A 21015-nucleotide genomic window follows, 5' to 3' on the forward strand; every position below is an offset into this window, starting at 1 on the left:
GACAGTTCACTGTTGAACTGTAAGTTCGACAATGCCTAAGCTTTTCACTTAGGAACGTGTCGCACCACCTTTTGAATCAACAATATTATATCTAAGTGCCCAGTTGTTTAGATTTCTTTGAACAGAGGTAGTGGCAAACGGTCTGCCCATACGCGTTCCCCTTGTCCGTACAAAAAGAAAACGATTAGGATTGTTTTGATCATTTGACTTTGCCTTAGTACTTTCAATTACCGTTTGAAGAACCATTGCTACATCTTTATCCACAGGAACACGATGATTATTTACCTTAGTCTTGTTTATATCTCCTTGAAGATAGTATTTTTCACTATTAATTACTATTAGGCAATTATCGTATCTTAGATTTAAGATATCACTTATTCTCCAACCAGTAGCTATTAATAATACTATAATTGGTACATACTCTAATTCCTTTCTGGACATTTTGGGGATTAACTTAGAAGGATCATAATTTATTAAATTTTGAAGCTGATTCAAAATATCTTCAGGTATATACTTAATTTCATTTTCATTTAGATTTCTCTTTTTTGAAGGTATATCTTCTGGGAAAACAATACTTAGAATAGGTTTGGTAGGACCAATAGGTAATTCATTCTTTTGAAGATACTCAAGGAAAAGTTTAACTCCTGAAATATAAGAATGTTTTGTTGAATCAGTACAATTCCTAAAGCTTGTATGAAAAAACACTAAAAACTTTTCAAAGTCTTTTCTTGAAAGGGCACTCAAATCGTTCCAATGTCCAAAATGTTTAGAAATAAAGTTGAAAAAACACTTTATTCCAACTAAGTCTGCATTGTAAATCCTTCCTGATGATTTAAACGTCAAGGAGTACCAGCAATATTGTTTAACAACTGTTCTAAACTTCTTGTCAATACTTTCGAAGTTAAGTTTAAAGCGAGAATAATTAATTTCTACTGAAGCGTGGGGGATATTTCTTACATCCCAAATGTCCTTATCAAACTCATCTCGTATGTCATAAAAATTATATAGAAATTCAAAGAAGGTAGTAAAAAAATGAATATTCGCCTTTATGGAACTAATCCCTTCTTGTCTTAAGAAGAACTTATATTTGGACAAAGCTTTTTCAAAAGGAATATCTATAAAACTATTAATATTGAAATAGTATTTTTCTAAAAATCTACCTAAGCGTTTAAAAGTTTGTCCATATGTATATATAGTTCTTATTGAAAATCTATAATTTGATAAACTATGAAAAAGAAAATACTTGGCTTCCAATGAAACCAGGTTTGGAAGCGAATTAAACCTAATTGTTGAGTTTTTAGTTACGCCTTTTTCTTCAATTTTTCCATATTCCCTAAAAACTTGGGAACTTAATAACCACACATCATCACCCCATGGGGATTTAAGAGACGTTACAAGCTCTCTAACTTTTAAATTAGTAACATCTGGTTTGAACTTAGATACAATCATTACATCACTCCACTGTCGTTTTTTTTGTCATTGCATTTTCCCAGTCCTGTCTAATATCTTCTTCCGAAGGGTGCACGTACATCTGCATAGTAGTTTGTATATGAGCATGTCCAGCCCGTTCTTTAAGGGTTTCAGGCCGCATCTCGCCTGTTCTCCATAATTCGGTAAGGTTAGTATGTCTAAACATATGTGCAGTTACAGGGATTCCTGTCCGTTTTTCTAATCGGTTAAATATTTTTTGGGTAGAGGGATAATCTAATGGTTCAAACTTATTAGAACCGGTTAATTTAATAAAAATAAAGTCAGTATCAACCTCTTCAGTATGAATATCAAATATGTAAGTCCGGTACAGGTTAGCTAGATTTTCAGGAATATCTAGTATACGGGGACTACACACCGTCTTTATTTCTGCACCATTTATTAATTCTCCACGGTCTTGTATATATAATTTTTTCATTGCTGGTACAATATCGCTTAAATGAAGAGATAATGCTTCTCCTATACGCATTCCAGTTTCATAAAGGAGTAATAGAAGAAACTTATCGCGTATGTTATTACAGGCATTAATAAGTGTCTCAACTTCAGCTCTTGTTAAAATTTTCAAACGTTCTTTTGGTACGGGGACTTTTAATATTCTTTTCATACTTGCTCGGTTGTTTTTAATATGATAAAGAAAACTTTTGTAACCAGATATATTTCCGGAGATTTGTTTTTTTAACCTTTCAGACAAAGTTAATGTATAATCCTCGTGTCTCATAACGTATTCATAAAAATTATATATCTTATTTATATATTGATTTATTGTCCTAGTCTTTCTTATTTTATATTTACTCCTAGGAGTTATTGTAATTACTTTAAGTTCTTGATAGGGATTTTGAAGCCACCTAATATATTCTGCAAAATCGTCGATACCAACATCATAGTAGAGAAGTTGTTTTTGTTCTAAAAATTTAAAGTATAAGCATAGTCCATAAGCATATGACCGAAGAGTCCCCCTTGCAGAGTTACTATTATCTTTGAATTTAAGAAATTTATTAACTGGATCCACTAGATTTCCTTTTTTGTCAACTAAGACATATCTTGTTCTGTTATCTGTTGTAATTATTTCTTCTACTCTCACCAATAATTCCTCCCATATTTATTAGGACTTATTTAGGGTATTAATTTTTATATTAATAATAATCCTATTTGTGGCTACTATAACTACTATAAAAATCGGTATAGTTTATTTATACTTTATGAATAGGTAAGTAGTATTTGTTCTTCATGGATTACTTTGAATTCTATATTTTATTATAGTCTAGTTTTCGAGGGAGGTTTTTAAAGAAGCCTTCCGTCGTGCAGCAGCCTCTATCATATGTCTTCATAACCATCCCTCAGGAGATCCCACGCCGAGCCGTGAAGATATTGAAGTAACAAAACGCTTAGTAGAATGCGGCCAGATTATCGGAATTGAAGTGCTTGATCATATTATAATAGGTGACCATAAATTCGTGAGTTTAAAGGAAAAAGGTCATATTTAAGACTATGCTTTTTACTTATTTTGTTTTATAATGTGATTTATGAGTTTTTTGTAGAAATTTATCTACAAAAAGGATAAAGATATAAAAAACGTACTGTTTTTATAATATAAATTAAGAAAAAATGAGTCCGTGAAAACAAGAAAGGAAGATAAATAATATGTTTGGATTTGGTGGATTTACTCGCGATCTTGGAATAGACTTAGGAACTGCGAACACGCTTGTATATGTAAAAGGAAAAGGTGTAGTTTTACGTGAACCTTCAGTAGTGGCGTTACAAACTGATACGAAACAAATCGTTGCTGTAGGTAGCGACGCAAAACAAATGATTGGTCGTACACCAGGGAACGTTGTGGCACTTCGCCCGATGAAAGACGGTGTAATTGCTGATTACGAAACAACTGCAACAATGATGAAATATTACATTCAACAAGCTCAAAAATCAAACGGTTTCTTCTCACGTAAGCCGTATGTAATGGTATGTGTACCATCTGGTATTACAGCTGTAGAAAGACGTGCAGTAATCGATGCGACTCGTCAAGCGGGTGCTCGTGATGCTTATCCTATCGAAGAGCCATTTGCAGCAGCAATTGGTGCAAACTTACCTGTTTGGGAACCAACTGGTAGTATGGTTGTTGATATCGGTGGTGGTACAACAGAAGTTGCAATTATTTCTCTAGGTGGTATTGTAACAAGCCAGTCAGTCCGTGTTGCTGGTGATGATATGGACGATTCAATCATTCAGTACATTAAGAAAAGCTATAACTTAATGATCGGTGAAAGAACAGCTGAAGCATTAAAATTAGAAATTGGTTCTGCAGGCGAGCCCGAAGGTATCGAGCCTATGGAAATTCGCGGTCGTGATTTAGTAAGTGGTTTACCAAAAACAGTACTAATTCAGCCAGAAGAAATTGCAGATGCATTAAAAGATACAGTAGATGCGATTGTAGAATCAGTTAAAAATACGTTAGAAAAAACTCCACCTGAATTAGCGGCTGATATTATGGACCGCGGTATCGTATTAACAGGTGGCGGGGCATTACTACGTAATTTAGATAAAGTAATTAGTGAAGAAACGAAAATGCCAGTTCTTGTTGCAGAAGATCCATTAGATTGCGTAGCAATTGGAACAGGTAAAGCATTAGACAATATCGATCTTTTCAAAACTGCTGCTCGATAATATTGCAAAATAAAAATCAGTGAAATTAAGAGGGTGTGAACGTGCCACAGTTTTTCTTAAACAAAAGATTAATTGTTTTGTTGGTTAGTATTATTCTTCTCGTGGCATTGATTGGAATCTCATTGAAAGAACGGAACAGTTTAACATGGCCAGAGCAGTTTGTTAAAGATACTGTCGGTGTTGTAGAACGTGTATTCCAAAAGCCAGCGAAATACGTAGCTGGATTCTTCGAAAATGTAGAGGATGTAAAGCGCACGTATGAAGAGAATAAAGAATTAAAAGCAAAATTAGATAATTATGCAGGTCTATCAGGGAAAGTAAAACAATTAGAAGATGATAACAAGAAGCTACAAGAGCTAACTGGTAAAAAAGAGTTAAATAGCGGGTATACTGAAATTCCAGCTACTGTTGTTTCTCGTAATCCAGATAAATGGTACGATTTAATTGGAATTGATAAAGGGGCACAGCAAGGAATTAAAAAAGATATGGCTGTAGTAACTTCACAAGGGTTAGTTGGAAGAGTGAAAAGTGTATCTCAGTTTACATCATCAGTAGAATTACTAAGTTCTATGAGCCGAACAAATCGCGTTTCTGCTATTGTACAAGGGCAAGAGAAAATCTTTGGATTGATTGAAGGTTATGACAAAGAAAAGCAATTACTTCTTTTCACAAAGATTGGCTCTGATGCACCGGTAGAGAAAGATCAACTAGTTGTAACATCTGGACTGGGTGATATTTTCCCGAAAGGTCTTGTAATTGGAAAAATCGTTGAAGTTCAGCCGGATGCATATGGCTTAACAAAAACAGCTTATGTAAAACCTGCCGCTGATTTAAATGACGTAGAGCATATTACGGTTGCTAAACGTGCAACACCTTCAGCGCCATTAGAATAGGAGGAGAAGAAGAGATGATGAAGATATTAAAAAGAGCAGCTCTTCCTCTTTTGCTCCTTTTTGTGTTTCTATTTGAAAATATGTTTGCTACTGTTGTTCCAACGGATGTGTTTTGGAAAGACAGCATAGCAGCACCGCATTTCTTTATAATCGTCTTATGTTTTATTACAGTGTATTATAGTCCGGTCCAAGGGATTTATTACGGACTATTATTTGGCTTCTTATTTGATACCGTATACACAGAACTTGTCGGGATATATATTTTTGCTTATCCGATTTTAGCTTATTTAGTATATAGTGTGATGAAAGTACTACAATTGAATTTATTTATTGTTGTTTCTATCATATTAGCTAGCGTTGTAGCACTAGAGTATTATGTGTATGGATTCTTAACTTTATTAGGACGTACTCATATGCCAGCGTATGTCTTTTTCACAGATCGTCTCCTTTCTACTTTATTGTTAAATGCTATTTTCTTATTGATAGTTTGTTTCCCACTGAGACGATATATAGTGCGTCTTTCAAAAGCGATGGAAGAAAAAGAAAAAAGGATTTTCTAATTTTATGTCGAATTGAATCGGTGGGGTGAACTTTAGTGGAAGAAAAAAAGCAACAAAATGTAACGATAAAAGGGACAAAAGATGGGATAACGCTTCATTTAGATGATTGTTGTTCATTCTCAGAATTATTGGTGGAATTAGACGAAAAACTTTCTACACATTACTACGATGGTGATGGGCGCTCTTTAATTGAAGTGCATGTGAAAGTAGGAAATCGTTATTTAACAGAAGTCCAACAAGAAGAGATTCGTACGTTAATTCGTAATAAAAAGAATCTTGTTGTGGATTCAATTGAAAGTGATGTTATCACTAAAGCAGAAGCAATAGCTTGGAAAGAAGAAACAGAAATTGTCCCTATTTCCAAAATTGTTCGCTCTGGACAAGTTTTACATGTAAAAGGAAATTTGTTGTTAATTGGAGATGTTAATCCAGGCGGAACGGTTATCGCTGGGGGGAATATTTTTGTCGTAGGATCATTAAGAGGAATTGCACATGCTGGGTATTATGGGGATTCGGATGCTGTAATCGCTGCATCTGTTATGAACCCGATGCAACTTCGAATTAGTGATGTGGCAATGCGGGCTCCGGAAGAGAAAGAAGACGGAGCGGAGGCGGCAGAATGTGCGTATATTAATGAGAACAATCACATTGTTGTCGATCGCCTGCAACTTCTCACTCATCTTAGACCTAATTTAACAAAGTTAGAAAGGGGAATTGTATAGCTGTGGGAGAGGCAATAGTAATTACATCTGGAAAAGGCGGAGTAGGTAAAACTACTACATCTGCGAACATTGGTACGGCCCTAGCGTTATCTGGAAAGAAAGTGTGCTTAATTGACACAGATATCGGTCTTCGAAATTTAGACGTAGTAATGGGGCTGGAAAATCGTATTGTATTTGATCTTGTTGATGTCGTTGAAGGGCGTTGCCGTTTACCTCAGGCTCTTATTAAAGACAAACGTTTTGATGATCTTTATTTATTACCTGCAGCACAAACGAGTGATAAATCAGCGGTAACACCTGAACAAATGGATGAATTAATACAAGTATTACGTCAAGATTATGATTACATATTAATCGATTGTCCTGCGGGGATTGAGCAGGGATTTAAAAATGCGGTAGCTGGTGCGGATAAAGCAATCGTTGTTACGACTCCAGAAGTATCCTCAATGCGCGATGCGGATCGTATTATTGGGCTTTTAGAAAAAGAGGATATTGAACCACCGAAACTTGTTATTAACCGTGTACGTAGTCATATGCTTCATGAACAGGATATGTTAGATGTTGATGAAATTGTACGTACATTGTCAATCGAGCTTCTTGGTGTTGTCGAAGATGACGATGAAGTTATTCGAGCTACAAATACAGGTGAACCTGTGGCGTTGCAACCAAGCGGAAAAGCAGCGTTGGCTTATCGTAATATTGCAAGACGCTTGTTAGGTGAGAATGTACCATTACAAGCATTTGAACAAGAAAAGGTATCGGTATTTGCAAAGGTGAAAAACTTCTTTGGAATCCGTTAAGAGCACTTCGCACATATGCGAGGTGCTTTCTTTTTTCTTCACACGAATATCTTTCTTTCTTAGCTCATACATATGTACAAACTGTATACAACTGTTTCTAATGAAATTAGCTTAACGAAAGAAAGGAGACAGTATGAAGAATAGACGCGTAGAAGAAATTAAAAAGCGGATTGCAAAAAGGAAGGCCGAGCAAGAAAGGATGGAGGAAGAGCAGTATTTTAACGGAGGGAATTTCGATAGTGAAGCGGTATTTATTGAAGATGGAGAAAAGGAAATGCATCCTTTATTTCGAAAGGAAGTCTTTTTCTTCAAAGTTTTATTATCAGCAATATTAGTTCTTTCGGTTGCTATTTTATATAAGAATGCTCCTTCTTCATTCAATGGAGCTAAAGCTGTTACAGAAAAAGTGATGAAAGAGGAATTTCAGTTTGCTACTGTAGCGAAATGGTATGAAAAGCAATTTGGAAAACCGCTCGTATTCTATTCGCCGAACGAGAAAAAAGAAGAAAGTATTCAGCAAAAGGATTATGCAATTCCTGCTTCTGGAAAGGTAATGCAAGGGTTTCAAAAAAATGGCCAAGGTGTATTTGTCCAAACAGCTACAAATGCAAAAGTGGAGTCAGTAAATGAAGGGTTAGTTGTTTTTGCAGGCAAGAAAGAGGAACTTGGAAATACAGTTCAAATTCAACATGCAGATGGTACGGAGTCATGGTATGCAAACTTAAACGATATGTCAGTGAAATTATATGATTACGTTTCAAAGAAACAAAAAATTGGAACGGTGAGTAATGATACAAATGGTAAAAATGGAAAGTTTTATTTCGCGATAAAAAAGAATGAAAAATTTATTGATCCGATCCAGGTGATATCATTTGATTAAATATAGGGACGTTTTAACGAAAATTTCCGTGCATCCATTATTTTGGGTTATTATTGTCATTGGTATTTTTACTGCGCGTTTTAAAGAGTTACTACTGTTATTTTGTATTGTTCTTATTCATGAACTTGGGCATGCTTTTGCAGCAGCACACTATAATTGGCGTATAAAAAGAATTCAACTTTTGCCGTTTGGTGGCGTGGCCGAGCTTGAGGAACATGGTAATAAGTCATTGAAAGAGGAACTTGTTGTCGTAATTGCAGGACCGATTCAACATGTTTGGATGATGCTGGTAGGTTATATGTTGTTCGAAGTCGGTTGGCTGAATACAGATTTATATTATTTCTTTATGTGGAATAATATAATTATTTTAGCATTTAATTTACTCCCTATTTGGCCGTTAGATGGCGGGAAAGTATTGTTTAATGTATTATCATATCGTTTCCCTTATTTACAAGCACATGAAAAGATGATGCAATTGTCATGTGTTTTTTTTGGTGTAATATTAGGATGGCAGTTACTCTGGAATAGTAACAATATTATGATGTGGATACTACTCATATTTTTAGCAGTGTCATTATATCAAGAGTGGAAACAAAGACGGTATGCATTTATGCGTTTTTTATTAGAACGTTATTATGGAAACAAAAGAGGAATCGAAAAGATTGCACCTATTGAAGTGCAAACGGAAGATCGTTTATATACGATCTTCACAAAATTTCGTAGAGGATATAAGCATTCTATTATCGTCCGTGGAAAATATAAAGAGCATTACACATTGGATGAAAATGAATTGCTCTATGCATATTTTACTGAAAAACGAACAACTTCATCAGTTGAAGAATTAATCGGTTAGTGTTGACGATAGCACTAACCTTTTATTATTGTAAAAGCAAAGAAGATTATAAAGTGAGGAAATAATTTTGAAAACGTTATATGTGAATTACGCTGGTTCGGAAAAGCGCGTTGCAATTGAAGAGAAGAAAAAAATTGTTGAGTTTTTATGGAAACGTAATGAAGAGCAAGAGATTGTTGGGCATATTTATGTTGGACGTGTCGTAAGAACAATTGCTGGAATGAATGCAGCTTTTGTAAACATCGGTTTAGAAAAACATGCTTACCTTTCATACGATGATGTACCATCTTCTTATCGTATACATGAAGGGCAAGCGATACTCGTACAAGTTGTGAAAGAGGCAATTGATACGAAAGGGCCTAAATTGACAGCGAATATAGAATTTACCGGGAAATATGTCGTTTATATGCCGTTTGATGAGATGCGCGCTGTTTCTCGAAAAATAAAAAATAATAAAAGAAGACAACAGTTACTCCAAATTGAAATAGAGGGAACGGGGGGATACATTTTCCGTTCTGCTTCTGAAAAAGGAGCAATTGAAGAAATACAAGCTGAAATGCAAGGGTTACAACAGTTGTATGAAGAGTTAAAAAGAAAAGAGGGCCAAGGAAAGGCGCCGTTATTACTTCATCGACCGGCGACCTTTTTAGATCGTGTATTTCAAGAGAATCCAATTGAAACCATTGAAAAAGTAGTTGTAGATACAAGAAGTATAGTAAAAGAATTAGAAGACAAAGTTGGAAAAGAAAAAGTATCTTTTTATAATGAAAAGTCTTCGATGTTTAACCATTTTGGAATAGAGCGTGAAATTGAGAAAGCACTCCAAAAAATTGTGTGGCTTTCAAATGGTGCTTATTTAATTGTAGAACAAATGGAGACGATGACTGTAATTGATGTGAATACGGGCAAGTTTACGGGAAAACAAAATTTACAAGATACAGTACTTCGCACAAATGAGATGGCAGCTGAAGAAATTGCACGCCAATTAAGACTTCGTGATATTGGTGGTATGATATTAATTGATTTTATTAATATGAAAAAAAGAGAAGATAAAGAAAATGTAAGAGAATGTCTTATAGCTGCTATGCAAGATGACCGCACATATACAAGGGTGCTCGGTTTTACGGAGCTAGGGATTTTGGAAATGACACGTAAACGTAAAAAGCATTCTTTACGGGACGTATTATTAAAAGAGTGTGTACCTTGCAAAGCGACGGGTTATGTGATGTCGCATGAAACAATTGCGTATGAGTTAGAGAGAGAACTAATCACATATGGCAATATAGAAGATGAAGCGGTATTAATCGCTGCGCCTAAAGAACTGCAAAAACAGTTTTTGCAAAAAGAATTACAAAAAAATATTCCATTTGAAATTTATTTCAAAGATGATAATATCGAAAAGTATGCTATCGTTCGTTTTGGAAGTAAAAAAGAAATTGTAGAGCGGAAAAAATAGTTAGCAGAACATTTATTGACAACCGTCTATGATTCATGATAACATCTTTATGTTATAGTTTATAGCACCTAAACGGCTATATGCTACAACCGCACAAGACAGGTTCCCTAAAGGCATTTATGTCTACCTCGTTTTTGGCGAGTCTTAGTAATTAAGAGGAGGTGCAAGTATGTACGCAATTATCGAAACAGGTGGAAAACAAATTAAAGTTGAAGCTGGTCAAGCAATCTACATTGAAAAATTAGATGTTGAAGCTGGTGAAACTGTTACTTTTGACAAAGTTCTTTTCGTTGGTGGCGAAAACGTTAAAGTTGGTAGCCCAGTTGTAGAAGGTGCAACAGTTACTGCGAAAGTTGAAAAACAAGGTCGCGCTAAGAAAATTATCGTTTTCAAATACAAAGCGAAAAAGAACAATCGTAAGAAACAAGGTCATCGTCAACCTTACACTAAGCTAGTTGTTGAAGCTATCAACGCTTAATTCTGGTTAACATGATTAAAATTACGATAAGTCGCACGAAATTAGGAAGTATCCAATCATTTAAAATGACTGGACATGCCGATTATGCGCCACATGGACAAGACCTTGTCTGTGCTGGAACTACAGCGGTTGTGTTTGGTTCTATAAATGCAGTGGAAGAACTTTGTAATGTGCAAGCAACTATTGAACTCGGAAGTGATGGCGGATTCTTAACGTATGAATTGCCTAATGATTTAGACGTTCATACAGCAGAAAAAGCACAAACGCTTTTAGAAGGATTAGTTGTTTCGCTTAAGACGATCGAACTTGATTACGGAAAGTATATCCGTTTAATAGAAAAAGTGCAGGAGGTGTAACGTATGTTAAGATTAGATCTTCAGTTTTTCGCATCTAAGAAAGGTGTAGGTAGTACAAAGAACGGTCGTGACTCTCAGTCAAAACGTCTTGGTGCTAAACGCGCAGATGGTCAAACGGTTACAGGTGGTTCAATTCTTTACCGTCAACGCGGTACAAAAATTTATCCAGGTGTTAACGTTGGTCGTGGTGGCGATGACACTTTATACGCGAAAGTTGACGGCGTAGTACGCTTTGAGCGTCTTGGTCGTGACCGCAAACAAGTGAGCGTATATCCTGTTGCTCAAGAAGCATAAGAACTCACGGAAAACTCTAACCTGAGTGCAGGTTAGAGTTTTTCTATATTAAGGGGTATCTAAATGAATGAAAAATGGACAATTATAGATGCATTGCGCCATTCAAGACATGATTGGCTCAATCGTATGCAGATGGTGAAAGGAAACCTTTCCCTTGGAAAAGTGGAAGAAATTCATAGTCTCATCGATCGTTTTGTCCAAGAAGCGAGACAAGAATCCAATCTGATGGGGCTATCAATGCCTTTATTTTCAGAGTGGATTTTAACATATAATTGGAAACAGCAGCCGTGCTTATTGGAGTACGAAGTATTAGGGAAATTACATAACTTATCTCACTTAGATGAGACTGTATGTACATGGACGAATCAATTTTTCTCGATGCTTCAGCATAGTTTAGACGTATATGTTGAAAATTATGTTTGTATCACAATTGAATGTGACGCGGATAATGCTCGTTTCTTTTTTGATTTTCGTGGTAAGCTAACGAGTGTAGAAGAACTACAGAATTGGCTTGCGACCCAAAACAATAAATGGTATTCCATTTCTTATACAGTGCGAGACGAAGAAGTCTCAGTTATATTACAACCAATTGAAAAAAGTGTGGTGAAATAATGTTTGTAGATCAGGTCAAGATATATGTAAAAGGCGGCGACGGTGGTAACGGTATGGTTGCGTATCGTCGTGAGAAGTATGTACCAAAAGGTGGCCCAGCAGGTGGCGACGGCGGTAAAGGTGCAGATGTTGTTTTCGTAGTTGAGGAAGGCTTACGTACATTAATGGACTTCCGCTACCAACGTCATTTCAAAGCTGATCGCGGTCAGCACGGAATGAGTAAAGGTCAGCACGGACGTAAATCTGAAGATTTACTTGTAAAGGTTCCACCAGGAACAGTAGTAAAAGATGAAAAAACTGGTCAAATTCTTGCCGATTTAGTAACGCATGGACAAACTGCTGTAATTGCAAAAGGTGGCCGCGGTGGCCGTGGTAACTCACGTTTTGCAACAGCCACGAACCCAGCGCCAGAAATCGCTGAGAACGGGGAACCAGGTCAAGAGCGTGATGTTATTCTAGAACTTAAAGTACTAGCAGACGTTGGACTTGTTGGATTCCCAAGTGTAGGTAAATCTACATTATTATCTGTTGTATCATCAGCGCGTCCGAAAATTGCAGAGTATCACTTCACAACAATCGTTCCAAATCTTGGTGTTGTTGAAACTGGTGATAACCGCAGCTTCGTTATGGCTGACCTTCCAGGACTAATTGAAGGCGCACATGCTGGCGTCGGACTTGGACACCAATTCTTACGTCATATTGAGCGTACACGTGTAATCGTGCATGTTATTGATATGTCTGGTTTAGAAGGCCGTGATCCATATGAAGATTACGTAACGATTAATAATGAATTAAAAGAATACAATCTTCGCTTAACTGAGCGTCCACAAGTTGTTGTTGCAAACAAAATGGATATGCCAGATGCAGAAGAAAACTTACAAGCATTTAAAGAGAAAGTGGGAGACGAAGTAAAAATCTTCCCAATCTCAGCTGTAACAAGACAAGGGGTTCGTGACTTACTGTTTGAAGTAGCGAACTTAATAGAAACAACACCAGAATTCCCAATACATGAAGTTGCGGATGAGTCTGATACAAGTGTAATGTACAAATTTGATACTGAAGGTGTTAAATTTGAAATTACACGTGAAAGTGATGGCACGTTTGTTATCTCTGGTTACGATATCGAGAAAACATTCAAGATGACAGACTTCTCACGTGATGAATCTGTACGTCGTTTCGCTCGTCAAATGCGCGGAATGGGTATTGATGAAGCGCTTCGTGCACGTGGTGCAAAAGACGGAGATATTGTAAAAATTCTTGAATATGAATTTGAATTTATCGATTAAGACTGCCGAAATACGGCAGTCTTTTTTTATATCGTAAAAATCGGATTTATATAGGAAAAAATACCCACTAATTAAATTTTCAATTTATAATAAAAAGGGGAGTGGTTTTAGAAGAATTTTTTTATGGGGAGAAAACGAACATGTATAAAATATTAATTGTAGAAGATGATGAGAAAATCGCGGGAATATTAGAAGAGCATTTAGAAAGGTATGGCTATCAATCATTTAGAGCAAGTGATTTACGTCAAATAAAAGATGAGTTTGTAAAAGTGAATCCTCATCTCGTGTTACTTGATATTAATTTACCGTACTTTGACGGTTTTTATTGGTGTCGTCAAATTCGTACTGTATCGAATGCACCAATTATTTTTGTTTCTGCAAGAACAGGAGAAATGGATCAAGTAATGGCGATTGAAAATGGCGGCGATGATTATATTACGAAGCCATTCCATTTAGATATCGTAATGGCAAAGGTGAAGAGTGCACTTCGCCGTGGTTACGGAGAGTATGCTTCTGCCGCTGAGAGTGATTGTTTAGGTGTAAATGGACTGTTGTTATTCCCGTCTCAGCATATTGTTGAGTGGCAAGGACAACAAACTGAACTGACAAAAAATGAGTTTTACTTATTAGAGTGTTTAATGAAACAGGTGAATCAATATGTAACGCGCGAAGAACTGTTAGAAGCTCTATGGGATGAAGTAGCATTTGTGGATGATAATACATTAACCGTAAATGTAAAACGTGTAAGGAAGAAACTAGAGGAGTTAGGCATTAAAAATGCAATTGTAACGAAACGTGGATATGGTTATGCGCTTTTTACGGAGTGGGGCGAAGGGCATGAAGGTTAAAAATTACCTTATGGACCGCTTTTCTTTAATTCTTTCTTATATTGTTAGCCTTTGTTTATTTGGGCTCGTTTTACAGCTGCAAAGTCTTTTAGAAAAGAAATCCATTGATTGGAGTACGTGGTTATATGGACTTTTATTAGGAACAGTTGTGTTTACTGTATACCTCATTTACGATTACCGAAAACGGAGTGTGTTTTTAAAGAGGATCGAAAAGTATGTTACTGATGGAAATACATTACATGACTCTTTACTTATTGATGAATCTTATACATCAGAGCAAGAAATGGTCGTTGAATCTTTTACGTTATTAAGACAGCAATATATGAATGAAGTTCATAAACAGCATGCGAAAGAGCAACAGCAAATGATATTTATGAACCAATGGATTCACCAAATGAAAACACCAGTATCTGTTATTGAATTATTGCTGCAAAAGTTTGGCAAAGAGCATCGTGAAGCAAGAGCAACAGTTGAAAGTATTCGTGAAGAAAATAACCGTATACTAAATGGTTTAGATTTAGCGTTACATATGGCAAGACTAGAGCAGTTTGCGAAAGATTATAAGATAGAAGTAGTAAATGTTATAGATGTCGTGCGAGGTATTATTAATGAAAATCGGAAATCCTTTATTCAATCGTCTGTATTTCCGAAAGTGATGTTTGAAGAAGATACTTGTATGGTTGCATCTGATAGAAAATGGCTGAGTATTGCTATAGGTCAAATTGTTGTAAACGCAATCAAGTATACAAAAATTTCAGCGGCAGAGAAAAAAGAAATTCAATTTCAAATTGAAGAGAAAAATCAAAAGGTGTTATTACATATTAAGGACAATGGAATTGGTATTCCAGAGCAAGACGTAAAGCGCATATTTGATCCATTTTTTACGGGAATAAATGGACGTAAAACGAGAGAAGCGACTGGGATGGGCTTATATATTACGAAGGAAATTTGCGATAATTTACATCATGGAATGTATGTCCAATCGGCTGAAGGAGAAGGGGCAACATTCACGTTCCAATTTGCAAAAGATGAAGAATATCATACATTGATGAGAAAAATGACAAAACTGTAAGATAACAAAACGTTTTGTAAGGGAAATCACTCGTTTCTTTTTCTTATTTTTCTTATAGTAAATGTAAGAAGAAAACACGTAGGGGGATTAGAAATGAGTGTTCTTGAAGTAAAAGGATTAACGAAGGTGTACCAATCAAAAGGTTCAGTAGCGACGACTGCTTTAAACGATATAAATTTTAAAATAGAAGAAGGCGAATTTGTAGGGATTATGGGTCCTTCAGGAAGTGGGAAAACGACGCTTTTAAATTTATTAGCAACAATTGATAAGCAAACTTCAGGTCATGTGCTTGTAAATGGTGAAGAAATTAATCAAATGCGTGCTGCAAAATTAGCGGAGTTTCGCCGTACACATTTAGGGTTCATCTTCCAAGATTTTAATTTACTTGATACGTTATCCATTAAAGAAAACATTATTTTACCACTTGTAATGGCGAAGAAATCTGTAAATGAAATTGATGCGAAAGTACTGGAAATTGCGAAGTTTTTAAACATCGAAGAAATTTTAAATAAAAAAGTATACGAAGTATCTGGGGGACAACAACAACGTGCAGCAGCAGCGAGAGCAATCATTCATGAACCGACGTTAATTTTAGCAGATGAGCCAACTGGAAACTTAGACTCGAAGTCAGCAAAATCGCTAATGGGCGCTCTGCAAGATTTACACGAGCAAAAGAAAGTAACGATTGCAATGGTTACGCACGATCCAGTAGCGGCTAGTTATTGTGAACGTATCCTTTTCATACGCGATGGAGAAATTTTCTCGGAAATACATAAAGGAAGAACGAAACAAGCCTTTTTCCAAGAAATTCTGGACGTACTTGCGATGCTAGGAGGAGAATATCATGAACTTTCGCCAGCTCGCGCTTAATAACGTAAAAGGAAATTGGCGTAACTATAAAGCGTTTCTTATAAGTAGTTGTTTATCAATTGTCGTATTTTTCATGTATGCTTCTTTTATTTATCATCCAGATGTCGTAAGCGGTAATATTAGTATGAGAAAGATGATCACAAAAGGATTAGAATCGATGAATTATATTGTGGTCATCTTCTCGGCACTCTTTATTTTATATGCAAATTCAACGTTTTTACGAGCAAGAAAAAAAGAGTTTGGTCTACTAGCATTAATAGGCGGAACGAAATCGCAGCTCGGCCGAATGATTATATTAGAGCAACTGATGTTAGGTAGTATTGCAATTGTAGTTGGTATTGGGGTTGGGATGCTTTGTTCAAAATTATTTTTCCAAGCGTTAAGCGTATTATTAAAAATAGATAAGACACTTCCACTTGTTTGGAATAGTAAAGCAGTTCTTATTACAGCTGGTGTATACTTTATTCTATTTTTAATCCTATCATTGTTTAGTGTTTGGACAGTAGGACGCTTGCAAATTATTGATTTATTAAGAGAGGCAAGAAAGCAAAAAGTAGAGCCGTTTGCATTTACATGGTTATGTGTAGTTGGTATAGGATGTATTATTGTTGCATATGTACTTAGCTTCCAAGTAACGTTTCTGAATTTCCTCATCCTCTTTTTACCGGTGGTAGGACTGACAATTGGCGGAACGTATTTACTATTTACACAAGGTAGTACAGTTGTATTAAAAGCATTACAAAAAAGAAAGCAATCTTTTTATACGTACCCAAATATGTTCGTCCTTAGCAACCTTATTTATAAAATGAAAGATAATGCTCGTTTTCTATTTGTAATTTCTATCATTACGGCGGTAGTATCTTCAGCGGTGGGTACACTGTACGTATATTTTGAAAATATGAGTGCGAAAACGGTAGAACTTACACCACATGCTATTTCATATGAGGAAAAGGGGTTAAATACGCATAACCTTATTAATGAAGAAAAGGTACAGGAGCTTGTGAAGAGACACGGGTTTGAAGATGCGCGAAAAGTAACATACGTTAAACTACCGGCAACACAGAAAATAACGTTGTTTAATAGTGAACATGAAGTACCGATGACGATTATTTCAGAAAAAGAATATAATGCAGAAGTGCGCAAACAAAAGAGAGAGCAACCTACAGAAGTTCATAATGCACCAGGTAGTGCAACGATGATTATGGTTGATATGTCAAATGAACTGATGAAGATAGATCGTACGAAACCGTATGAATTTATAATTGACGGACAAAAGCAGTCTGTTCAATTAAATAATCCAACGCAGTATTCTGTTTTTAATGATAGTGAATATCTCATTGTAAATGAACAAGATTTTGAGAAATATGCAAAACTCGTACCAGATGAAGAAAAGACGAAATATTACGGTTATTATATTGAGGATTGGAAAAGTACAGAAAATCTTGTATTAGATTTGAAAAATGAAATTGTACCAGAAAAGCAAGGGGAATTGAGAAATTCAGTGTTTGCGTATAAGGATATAAGAGAAGGTGGAGCAATTACAATGTTCATCGGTTTCTTCGTAGCGGTACTGTTCTTCTTCTTCGCTTGTAGTATGACATACTTTAAATGGTTTAACGATAAAGAACAAGATCGTATTCAATTTAAATCGTTAAAGAGAATTGGTATGACAGATAAAGAAATTCGCAAAATTGCGATTCGACAAATGGGAGTTATCTTCTTTATCCCAATTTTAATCGGTTCCATTCATAGTGGATTTGCTCTTCATACGTTAGGAAAAATGCTTTATATTAATTTGTGGAAATCAGGTGCGCTTGTAATTGGAGCATACATTTTAGCTTCTGCCATTTACTTTATGATCGCGCAAAGAGGATATTTAAAACACGTAAAAAGCTAGGGGAACCTCTAGCTTTTTGCCTATGTAGTAAGTTACAGGAGGACGATAGATGAACATTCGGCAACTAGCGCTGCAAAATATAAAAGGAAATTGGCGTAATTATAAAGTGTTTTTCTTAAGTAGTTGTTTTGCAATATTTGCTTCTTACGCATATATGTCTGTCATCGTGCATCCATATATGCAAGAGACGATGTGGTATCAAAACGTACGCTGGGGACTTATCATATGTAATGTTATAATCATTTCTTTTTTCGTCATATTTATTTTGTACTCTACTTCTATTTTCATAGAAGCACGTAAGAAAGAATTAGGGTTATATATGTTAATGGGAGCAACGAAGTCTAACGTAATAGGAGTGATTATGACCGAGCAAATTTTAATCGGGGTCTTCGCGAATATTTTCGGTATTGGGCTTGGTATGATATTTTTAAAACTCTTTTTTATGGTATTTAGTATGTTACTGGGGCTTCCGAAAGAACTCCCTGTCATATTTGACGTAAGGGCGATTGGTGTAACATTTATTACATATATGGTCGTTTTTATTTTGTTATCTTTTATAAGTGCTTTACGTATATGGAATATGAAAATCATTCGGTTATTGAAAGAATTTCGAACAGATAAAAAAGAGAAGAAAACATCAAAGTGGCTCTGTTTATTCGGTTTTGCTTGTTTAGTGGGCGGGTATGCATTGGCGCTACAAGTGACGATGGCTACGATAGCGATATACTTTTTCCCTGTGTCTATACTTGTCTTTTTTGGAACGTACTTTTCTTTTACACATGGAGCTACCCAAATGTTAGAAATAATAAAGCGAAATAAAAAGATTATGTATACATATCCTTATTTGTTTATAGTGAATCAATTGTCACATCGAATGAAGGAAAATGGTCGCTTTTTCTTTCTGATGTCTATGGCAACGACGTTTGTAGTTACAGCAACAGGTACGGTGTTCTTATATTTTTCTAGCATGCAAGATATGTGGCGAACTGGAGGGGTACACTCGTTTTCGTACATAGAAAAAGGTATTTCTACTCATGAAGTCTTTGAGGAAGGTGCGGTTGAAAAATTACTGCATCAATATGGGTATAACGATTTTCAATATATGAGTTTTGTTGGAGTGTATGCATCCTTTCAGTCTAGTAAAGGAGAAACAACAATAGTACCGCTTATAAAAGAAAGTGAATATAACCAAGAAGCAAGGAAACAAAAACAGAAAACGTATCGTCCTAAAAAAGGTACAGTGACACTCGTTTATTATAATAAATACAATAATTCGAATGTATATAATCAAAAAGAGATTCAATTGCAAGTAATGAATCAACCATATCAATTCGTATTTAACGGTCAGAAAGAAGGGGTTCAATTTAACCATCACCCTTCGTACATTAATGGTCTGTTCTTCGTTATGAATGATGAAGATTTTGATAGTATAGCAAATCAGGTTCCTGATTCTGAAAAAATGATATATAGAGGCTACACATTACCAAATATCGAAAAGACGAAGAAATTAAATGAAGATTTACGGAAACATATGAAACAAGATAATAATAATGCATTTCGAAGCAATATGGAGTTGTATGTAAATATGAAAGAAGGCGGCGATATTACTCTATTTGTAGGCTCATTTATTAGTATATTATTCTTTCTTACTTCATGTAGTATTGTTTATTTTAAATGGTTCCATAATATTGCATCGGACCGAAAGCAGTATGGTGCACTCTCTAAACTTGGAATGACGAAGGAAGAAGTATGGAAAATTTCTCGTTGGCAATTATGTATGCTATTTTTTGCGCCAATTATAGTAGGGAGTATGCATAGTGCAGTTGCGTTATATACGTTTCATAATACGCTTTTTATGGATGGATCATTAAGAAAAGTAGGTTTGTTCATTCTGTTTTATATCGCAGCATGTATCATTTATTTCTTCTTCGCTCAAAGAGAATATAAGAAACATTTAGACTAGCGAACGCTAGTCTTTTTTTAAATATTCGAAATTTACATAGAAGAATATAAAAAAGTATGGTATAACAGTAAGAAAACGAAAAAGAGGGGAAAAGACGATGATTCGAGTAGGATATTTAGGACCAGAAGCAACATTTACAAATATGGCGGTGAGTCGTTTTTTTCCGGAAGCAGAGCATGTACCATATCGAACGATTCCAGATTGTATAGATGCAGCTGCAAATGAAAATGTAGACTTCGCAGTTGTACCGTTAGAAAATGCAATAGAAGGTTCAGTGAATATAACGGTTGATTACCTTGTACATGAGCAGCCGCTTTCCATTGTAGGAGAAATTACAGTACCAATTCAGCAGCATTTACTTGTACATCCGCAGTATGTAGAAGTGTGGGATGAAGTATATGCAGTGCATTCTCATCCGCATGCCATTGCACAGTGCCATAAATTTTTAAATGAAGAATTAAAAGGAGTAACTGTTCGAGATATGACATCTACAAGTGCTGCTGCGCAATATGTGAAAGAACATCCTGAAGAGAAAATTGCCGCTATTGCAAATGAAGCGGCTGCAGAAAAATACGGATTAACAATTGTGAGACGTAGTATTCATACGCATAAAAATAATCACACACGTTTCTTGGTACTCCATAAGAAAAAGAAAGCAGTACTCCCGAATAACGGAGAGAATCGCGGAGAGAAAACGACGCTTATGATAACGTTACCTGCAGATTATGCAGGTGCCCTATATCAAGTGTTATCAGCTTTCGCATGGAGAAAATTAAACTTATCAAAAATCGAATCGCGTCCGATGAAAACAGGTCTTGGAAATTACTTCTTCTTAATCGATGTCGATAAAGCATACGATGACGTATTATTGCCAGGCGTAACGATGGAACTTGAAGCACTCGGTTTTTCTGTTACTGTGCTGGGGAGTTATTCTTCTTATTGGTTGTAGAGGGGAGCTGTTGTTAAAGTTGTTTGAAATGAAAAGCTGTTTCTCGGTTTGAGGCAGAGTAAGCTATCGATTCTATT

At 35.7% G+C, this 21015-nt stretch carries 21 protein-coding genes, 1 pseudogene and 1 other annotated feature; of the genes and pseudogenes, 20 read left to right on the forward strand and 2 right to left on the reverse strand.

Annotation, left to right across the window (positions count from 1 at the left end; translation table 11 throughout):
* Positions 1-48: 48 nt before the first annotated feature.
* Both QO049_RS28340 and QO049_RS28345 read right to left on the reverse strand, forming a co-directional pair.
* Positions 49-1449, reverse strand: coding sequence for a tyrosine-type recombinase/integrase (locus QO049_RS28340; protein WP_284489706.1), 1401 nt, complete (start codon positions 1447-1449; stop codon positions 49-51).
* Between the two features lie 4 nt (positions 1450-1453).
* On the reverse strand, positions 1454-2569 hold the full coding sequence (locus tag QO049_RS28345; protein ID WP_284489707.1) for a tyrosine-type recombinase/integrase: 1116 nt from the start codon (positions 2567-2569) through the stop codon (positions 1454-1456).
* Positions 2570-2759: 190 nt separating this feature from the next.
* Between QO049_RS28345 and radC the strand changes: the two are divergent.
* From radC to pheA, 20 genes and pseudogenes are all read left to right on the forward strand, one after another.
* A pseudogene (gene radC / locus QO049_RS28350) lies at positions 2760-2972 on the forward strand (DNA repair protein RadC); the annotation flags it as partial.
* A gap of 157 nt (positions 2973-3129) precedes the next feature.
* Positions 3130-4149 (forward strand): cell shape-determining protein MreB, encoded by a 1020-nt coding sequence (gene mreB, locus QO049_RS28355; RefSeq protein ID WP_000466736.1) that lies wholly within the window; start codon positions 3130-3132, stop codon positions 4147-4149.
* 41 nt (positions 4150-4190) lie between these two features.
* Positions 4191-5042 (forward strand): rod shape-determining protein MreC, encoded by an 852-nt coding sequence (gene mreC / locus QO049_RS28360; protein ID WP_001135488.1) that lies wholly within the window; start codon positions 4191-4193, stop codon positions 5040-5042.
* Between the two features lie 14 nt (positions 5043-5056).
* Entirely contained in the window at positions 5057-5602 is a 546-nt protein-coding gene (gene mreD, locus QO049_RS28365; protein WP_000975766.1) for a rod shape-determining protein MreD, read from the forward strand.
* 35 nt (positions 5603-5637) lie between these two features.
* Positions 5638-6324 carry a septum site-determining protein MinC gene (minC, locus tag QO049_RS28370; protein ID WP_000391525.1) on the forward strand — a complete coding sequence of 229 codons (687 nt, stop codon included), beginning with the start codon at positions 5638-5640 and terminating at the stop codon, positions 6322-6324.
* Between the two features lie 2 nt (positions 6325-6326).
* Positions 6327-7124, forward strand: coding sequence for a septum site-determining protein MinD (gene minD, locus QO049_RS28375; RefSeq protein WP_000503309.1), 798 nt, complete (start codon positions 6327-6329; stop codon positions 7122-7124).
* A gap of 133 nt (positions 7125-7257) precedes the next feature.
* A complete protein-coding gene (gene spoIVFA, locus QO049_RS28380; protein ID WP_284489708.1) occupies positions 7258-8004 on the forward strand; it encodes a stage IV sporulation protein SpoIVFA in 747 nt (248 codons plus the stop codon).
* On the forward strand, positions 7997-8857 hold the full coding sequence (spoIVFB, locus tag QO049_RS28385; RefSeq protein ID WP_000599055.1) for a stage IV sporulation intramembrane metalloprotease SpoIVFB: 861 nt from the start codon (positions 7997-7999) through the stop codon (positions 8855-8857). The genes spoIVFA and spoIVFB overlap by 8 nt, the downstream gene beginning before the upstream one ends.
* Before the next feature lie 67 nt (positions 8858-8924).
* Complete coding sequence (locus QO049_RS28390) at positions 8925-10313, forward strand: Rne/Rng family ribonuclease (RefSeq protein WP_087967274.1); 1389 nt, start codon at positions 8925-8927, stop codon at positions 10311-10313.
* 77 nt (positions 10314-10390) lie between these two features.
* Positions 10391-10468, forward strand: a sequence feature (ribosomal protein L21 leader region).
* A gap of 14 nt (positions 10469-10482) precedes the next feature.
* Complete coding sequence (gene rplU, locus QO049_RS28395; RefSeq protein WP_000270907.1) at positions 10483-10791, forward strand: 50S ribosomal protein L21; 309 nt, start codon at positions 10483-10485, stop codon at positions 10789-10791.
* An 11-nt stretch (positions 10792-10802) separates the two neighbouring features.
* Positions 10803-11147, forward strand: a complete 345-nt coding sequence (locus QO049_RS28400; protein WP_002001054.1) for a ribosomal-processing cysteine protease Prp — start codon at positions 10803-10805, stop codon at positions 11145-11147.
* A 3-nt stretch (positions 11148-11150) separates the two neighbouring features.
* A complete protein-coding gene (gene rpmA, locus QO049_RS28405) occupies positions 11151-11441 on the forward strand; it encodes a 50S ribosomal protein L27 (RefSeq protein ID WP_000944958.1) in 291 nt (96 codons plus the stop codon).
* A 63-nt stretch (positions 11442-11504) separates the two neighbouring features.
* Positions 11505-12053 (forward strand): sporulation initiation phosphotransferase B, encoded by a 549-nt coding sequence (locus tag QO049_RS28410; protein ID WP_001003584.1) that lies wholly within the window; start codon positions 11505-11507, stop codon positions 12051-12053.
* Positions 12053-13339, forward strand: coding sequence for a GTPase ObgE (obgE, locus tag QO049_RS28415; RefSeq protein ID WP_000497128.1), 1287 nt, complete (start codon positions 12053-12055; stop codon positions 13337-13339). The genes QO049_RS28410 and obgE overlap by 1 nt, the downstream gene beginning before the upstream one ends.
* A 140-nt stretch (positions 13340-13479) precedes the next feature.
* The gene (locus QO049_RS28420) at positions 13480-14187 is read left to right on the forward strand and encodes a response regulator transcription factor (protein WP_001986640.1); all 708 of its coding nucleotides are present in this window, start codon (positions 13480-13482) and stop codon (positions 14185-14187) included.
* A complete protein-coding gene (locus QO049_RS28425) occupies positions 14177-15259 on the forward strand; it encodes a HAMP domain-containing histidine kinase (RefSeq protein ID WP_284489709.1) in 1083 nt (360 codons plus the stop codon). The genes QO049_RS28420 and QO049_RS28425 overlap by 11 nt, the downstream gene beginning before the upstream one ends.
* A gap of 93 nt (positions 15260-15352) precedes the next feature.
* On the forward strand, positions 15353-16129 hold the full coding sequence (locus QO049_RS28430) for an ABC transporter ATP-binding protein (RefSeq protein ID WP_000114529.1): 777 nt from the start codon (positions 15353-15355) through the stop codon (positions 16127-16129).
* Positions 16104-18026: an ABC transporter permease gene (locus QO049_RS28435; RefSeq protein ID WP_284489710.1), complete on the forward strand. Its 1923-nt coding sequence runs from the start codon at positions 16104-16106 to the stop codon at positions 18024-18026. The genes QO049_RS28430 and QO049_RS28435 overlap by 26 nt, the downstream gene beginning before the upstream one ends.
* Before the next feature lie 49 nt (positions 18027-18075).
* Complete coding sequence (locus QO049_RS28440) at positions 18076-19989, forward strand: ABC transporter permease (RefSeq protein WP_284489711.1); 1914 nt, start codon at positions 18076-18078, stop codon at positions 19987-19989.
* 97 nt (positions 19990-20086) lie between these two features.
* Positions 20087-20938 carry a prephenate dehydratase gene (pheA, locus tag QO049_RS28445; RefSeq protein WP_284489712.1) on the forward strand — a complete coding sequence of 284 codons (852 nt, stop codon included), beginning with the start codon at positions 20087-20089 and terminating at the stop codon, positions 20936-20938.
* The last annotated feature ends 77 nt before the right edge of the window (positions 20939-21015 follow it).

This window comes from Bacillus sp. RB3 (genome assembly GCF_030164735.1).
GTDB lineage: Bacteria > Bacillota > Bacilli > Bacillales > Bacillaceae_G > Bacillus_A > Bacillus_A cereus.

Coding starts and splice junctions, on each gene's coding strand:
- mreD (WP_000975766.1), top strand. CDS start 5,057: ATGATGAAGATATTAAAAAGAGCAGCTCTTCCTCTTTTGCTCCTTTTT.
- mreB (WP_000466736.1), top strand. CDS start 3,130: ATGTTTGGATTTGGTGGATTTACTCGCGATCTTGGAATAGACTTAGGA.
- QO049_RS28430 (WP_000114529.1), top strand. CDS start 15,353: ATGAGTGTTCTTGAAGTAAAAGGATTAACGAAGGTGTACCAATCAAAA.
- QO049_RS28440 (WP_284489711.1), top strand. CDS start 18,076: ATGAACATTCGGCAACTAGCGCTGCAAAATATAAAAGGAAATTGGCGT.
- spoIVFA (WP_284489708.1), top strand. CDS start 7,258: ATGAAGAATAGACGCGTAGAAGAAATTAAAAAGCGGATTGCAAAAAGG.
- QO049_RS28400 (WP_002001054.1), top strand. CDS start 10,803: ATGATTAAAATTACGATAAGTCGCACGAAATTAGGAAGTATCCAATCA.
- QO049_RS28425 (WP_284489709.1), top strand. CDS start 14,177: ATGAAGGTTAAAAATTACCTTATGGACCGCTTTTCTTTAATTCTTTCT.
- QO049_RS28340 (WP_284489706.1), bottom strand. CDS start 1,449: ATGATTGTATCTAAGTTCAAACCAGATGTTACTAATTTAAAAGTTAGA.
- rplU (WP_000270907.1), top strand. CDS start 10,483: ATGTACGCAATTATCGAAACAGGTGGAAAACAAATTAAAGTTGAAGCT.
- pheA (WP_284489712.1), top strand. CDS start 20,087: ATGATTCGAGTAGGATATTTAGGACCAGAAGCAACATTTACAAATATG.
- QO049_RS28435 (WP_284489710.1), top strand. CDS start 16,104: ATGAACTTTCGCCAGCTCGCGCTTAATAACGTAAAAGGAAATTGGCGT.
- obgE (WP_000497128.1), top strand. CDS start 12,053: ATGTTTGTAGATCAGGTCAAGATATATGTAAAAGGCGGCGACGGTGGT.
- QO049_RS28420 (WP_001986640.1), top strand. CDS start 13,480: ATGTATAAAATATTAATTGTAGAAGATGATGAGAAAATCGCGGGAATA.
- QO049_RS28410 (WP_001003584.1), top strand. CDS start 11,505: ATGAATGAAAAATGGACAATTATAGATGCATTGCGCCATTCAAGACAT.
- rpmA (WP_000944958.1), top strand. CDS start 11,151: ATGTTAAGATTAGATCTTCAGTTTTTCGCATCTAAGAAAGGTGTAGGT.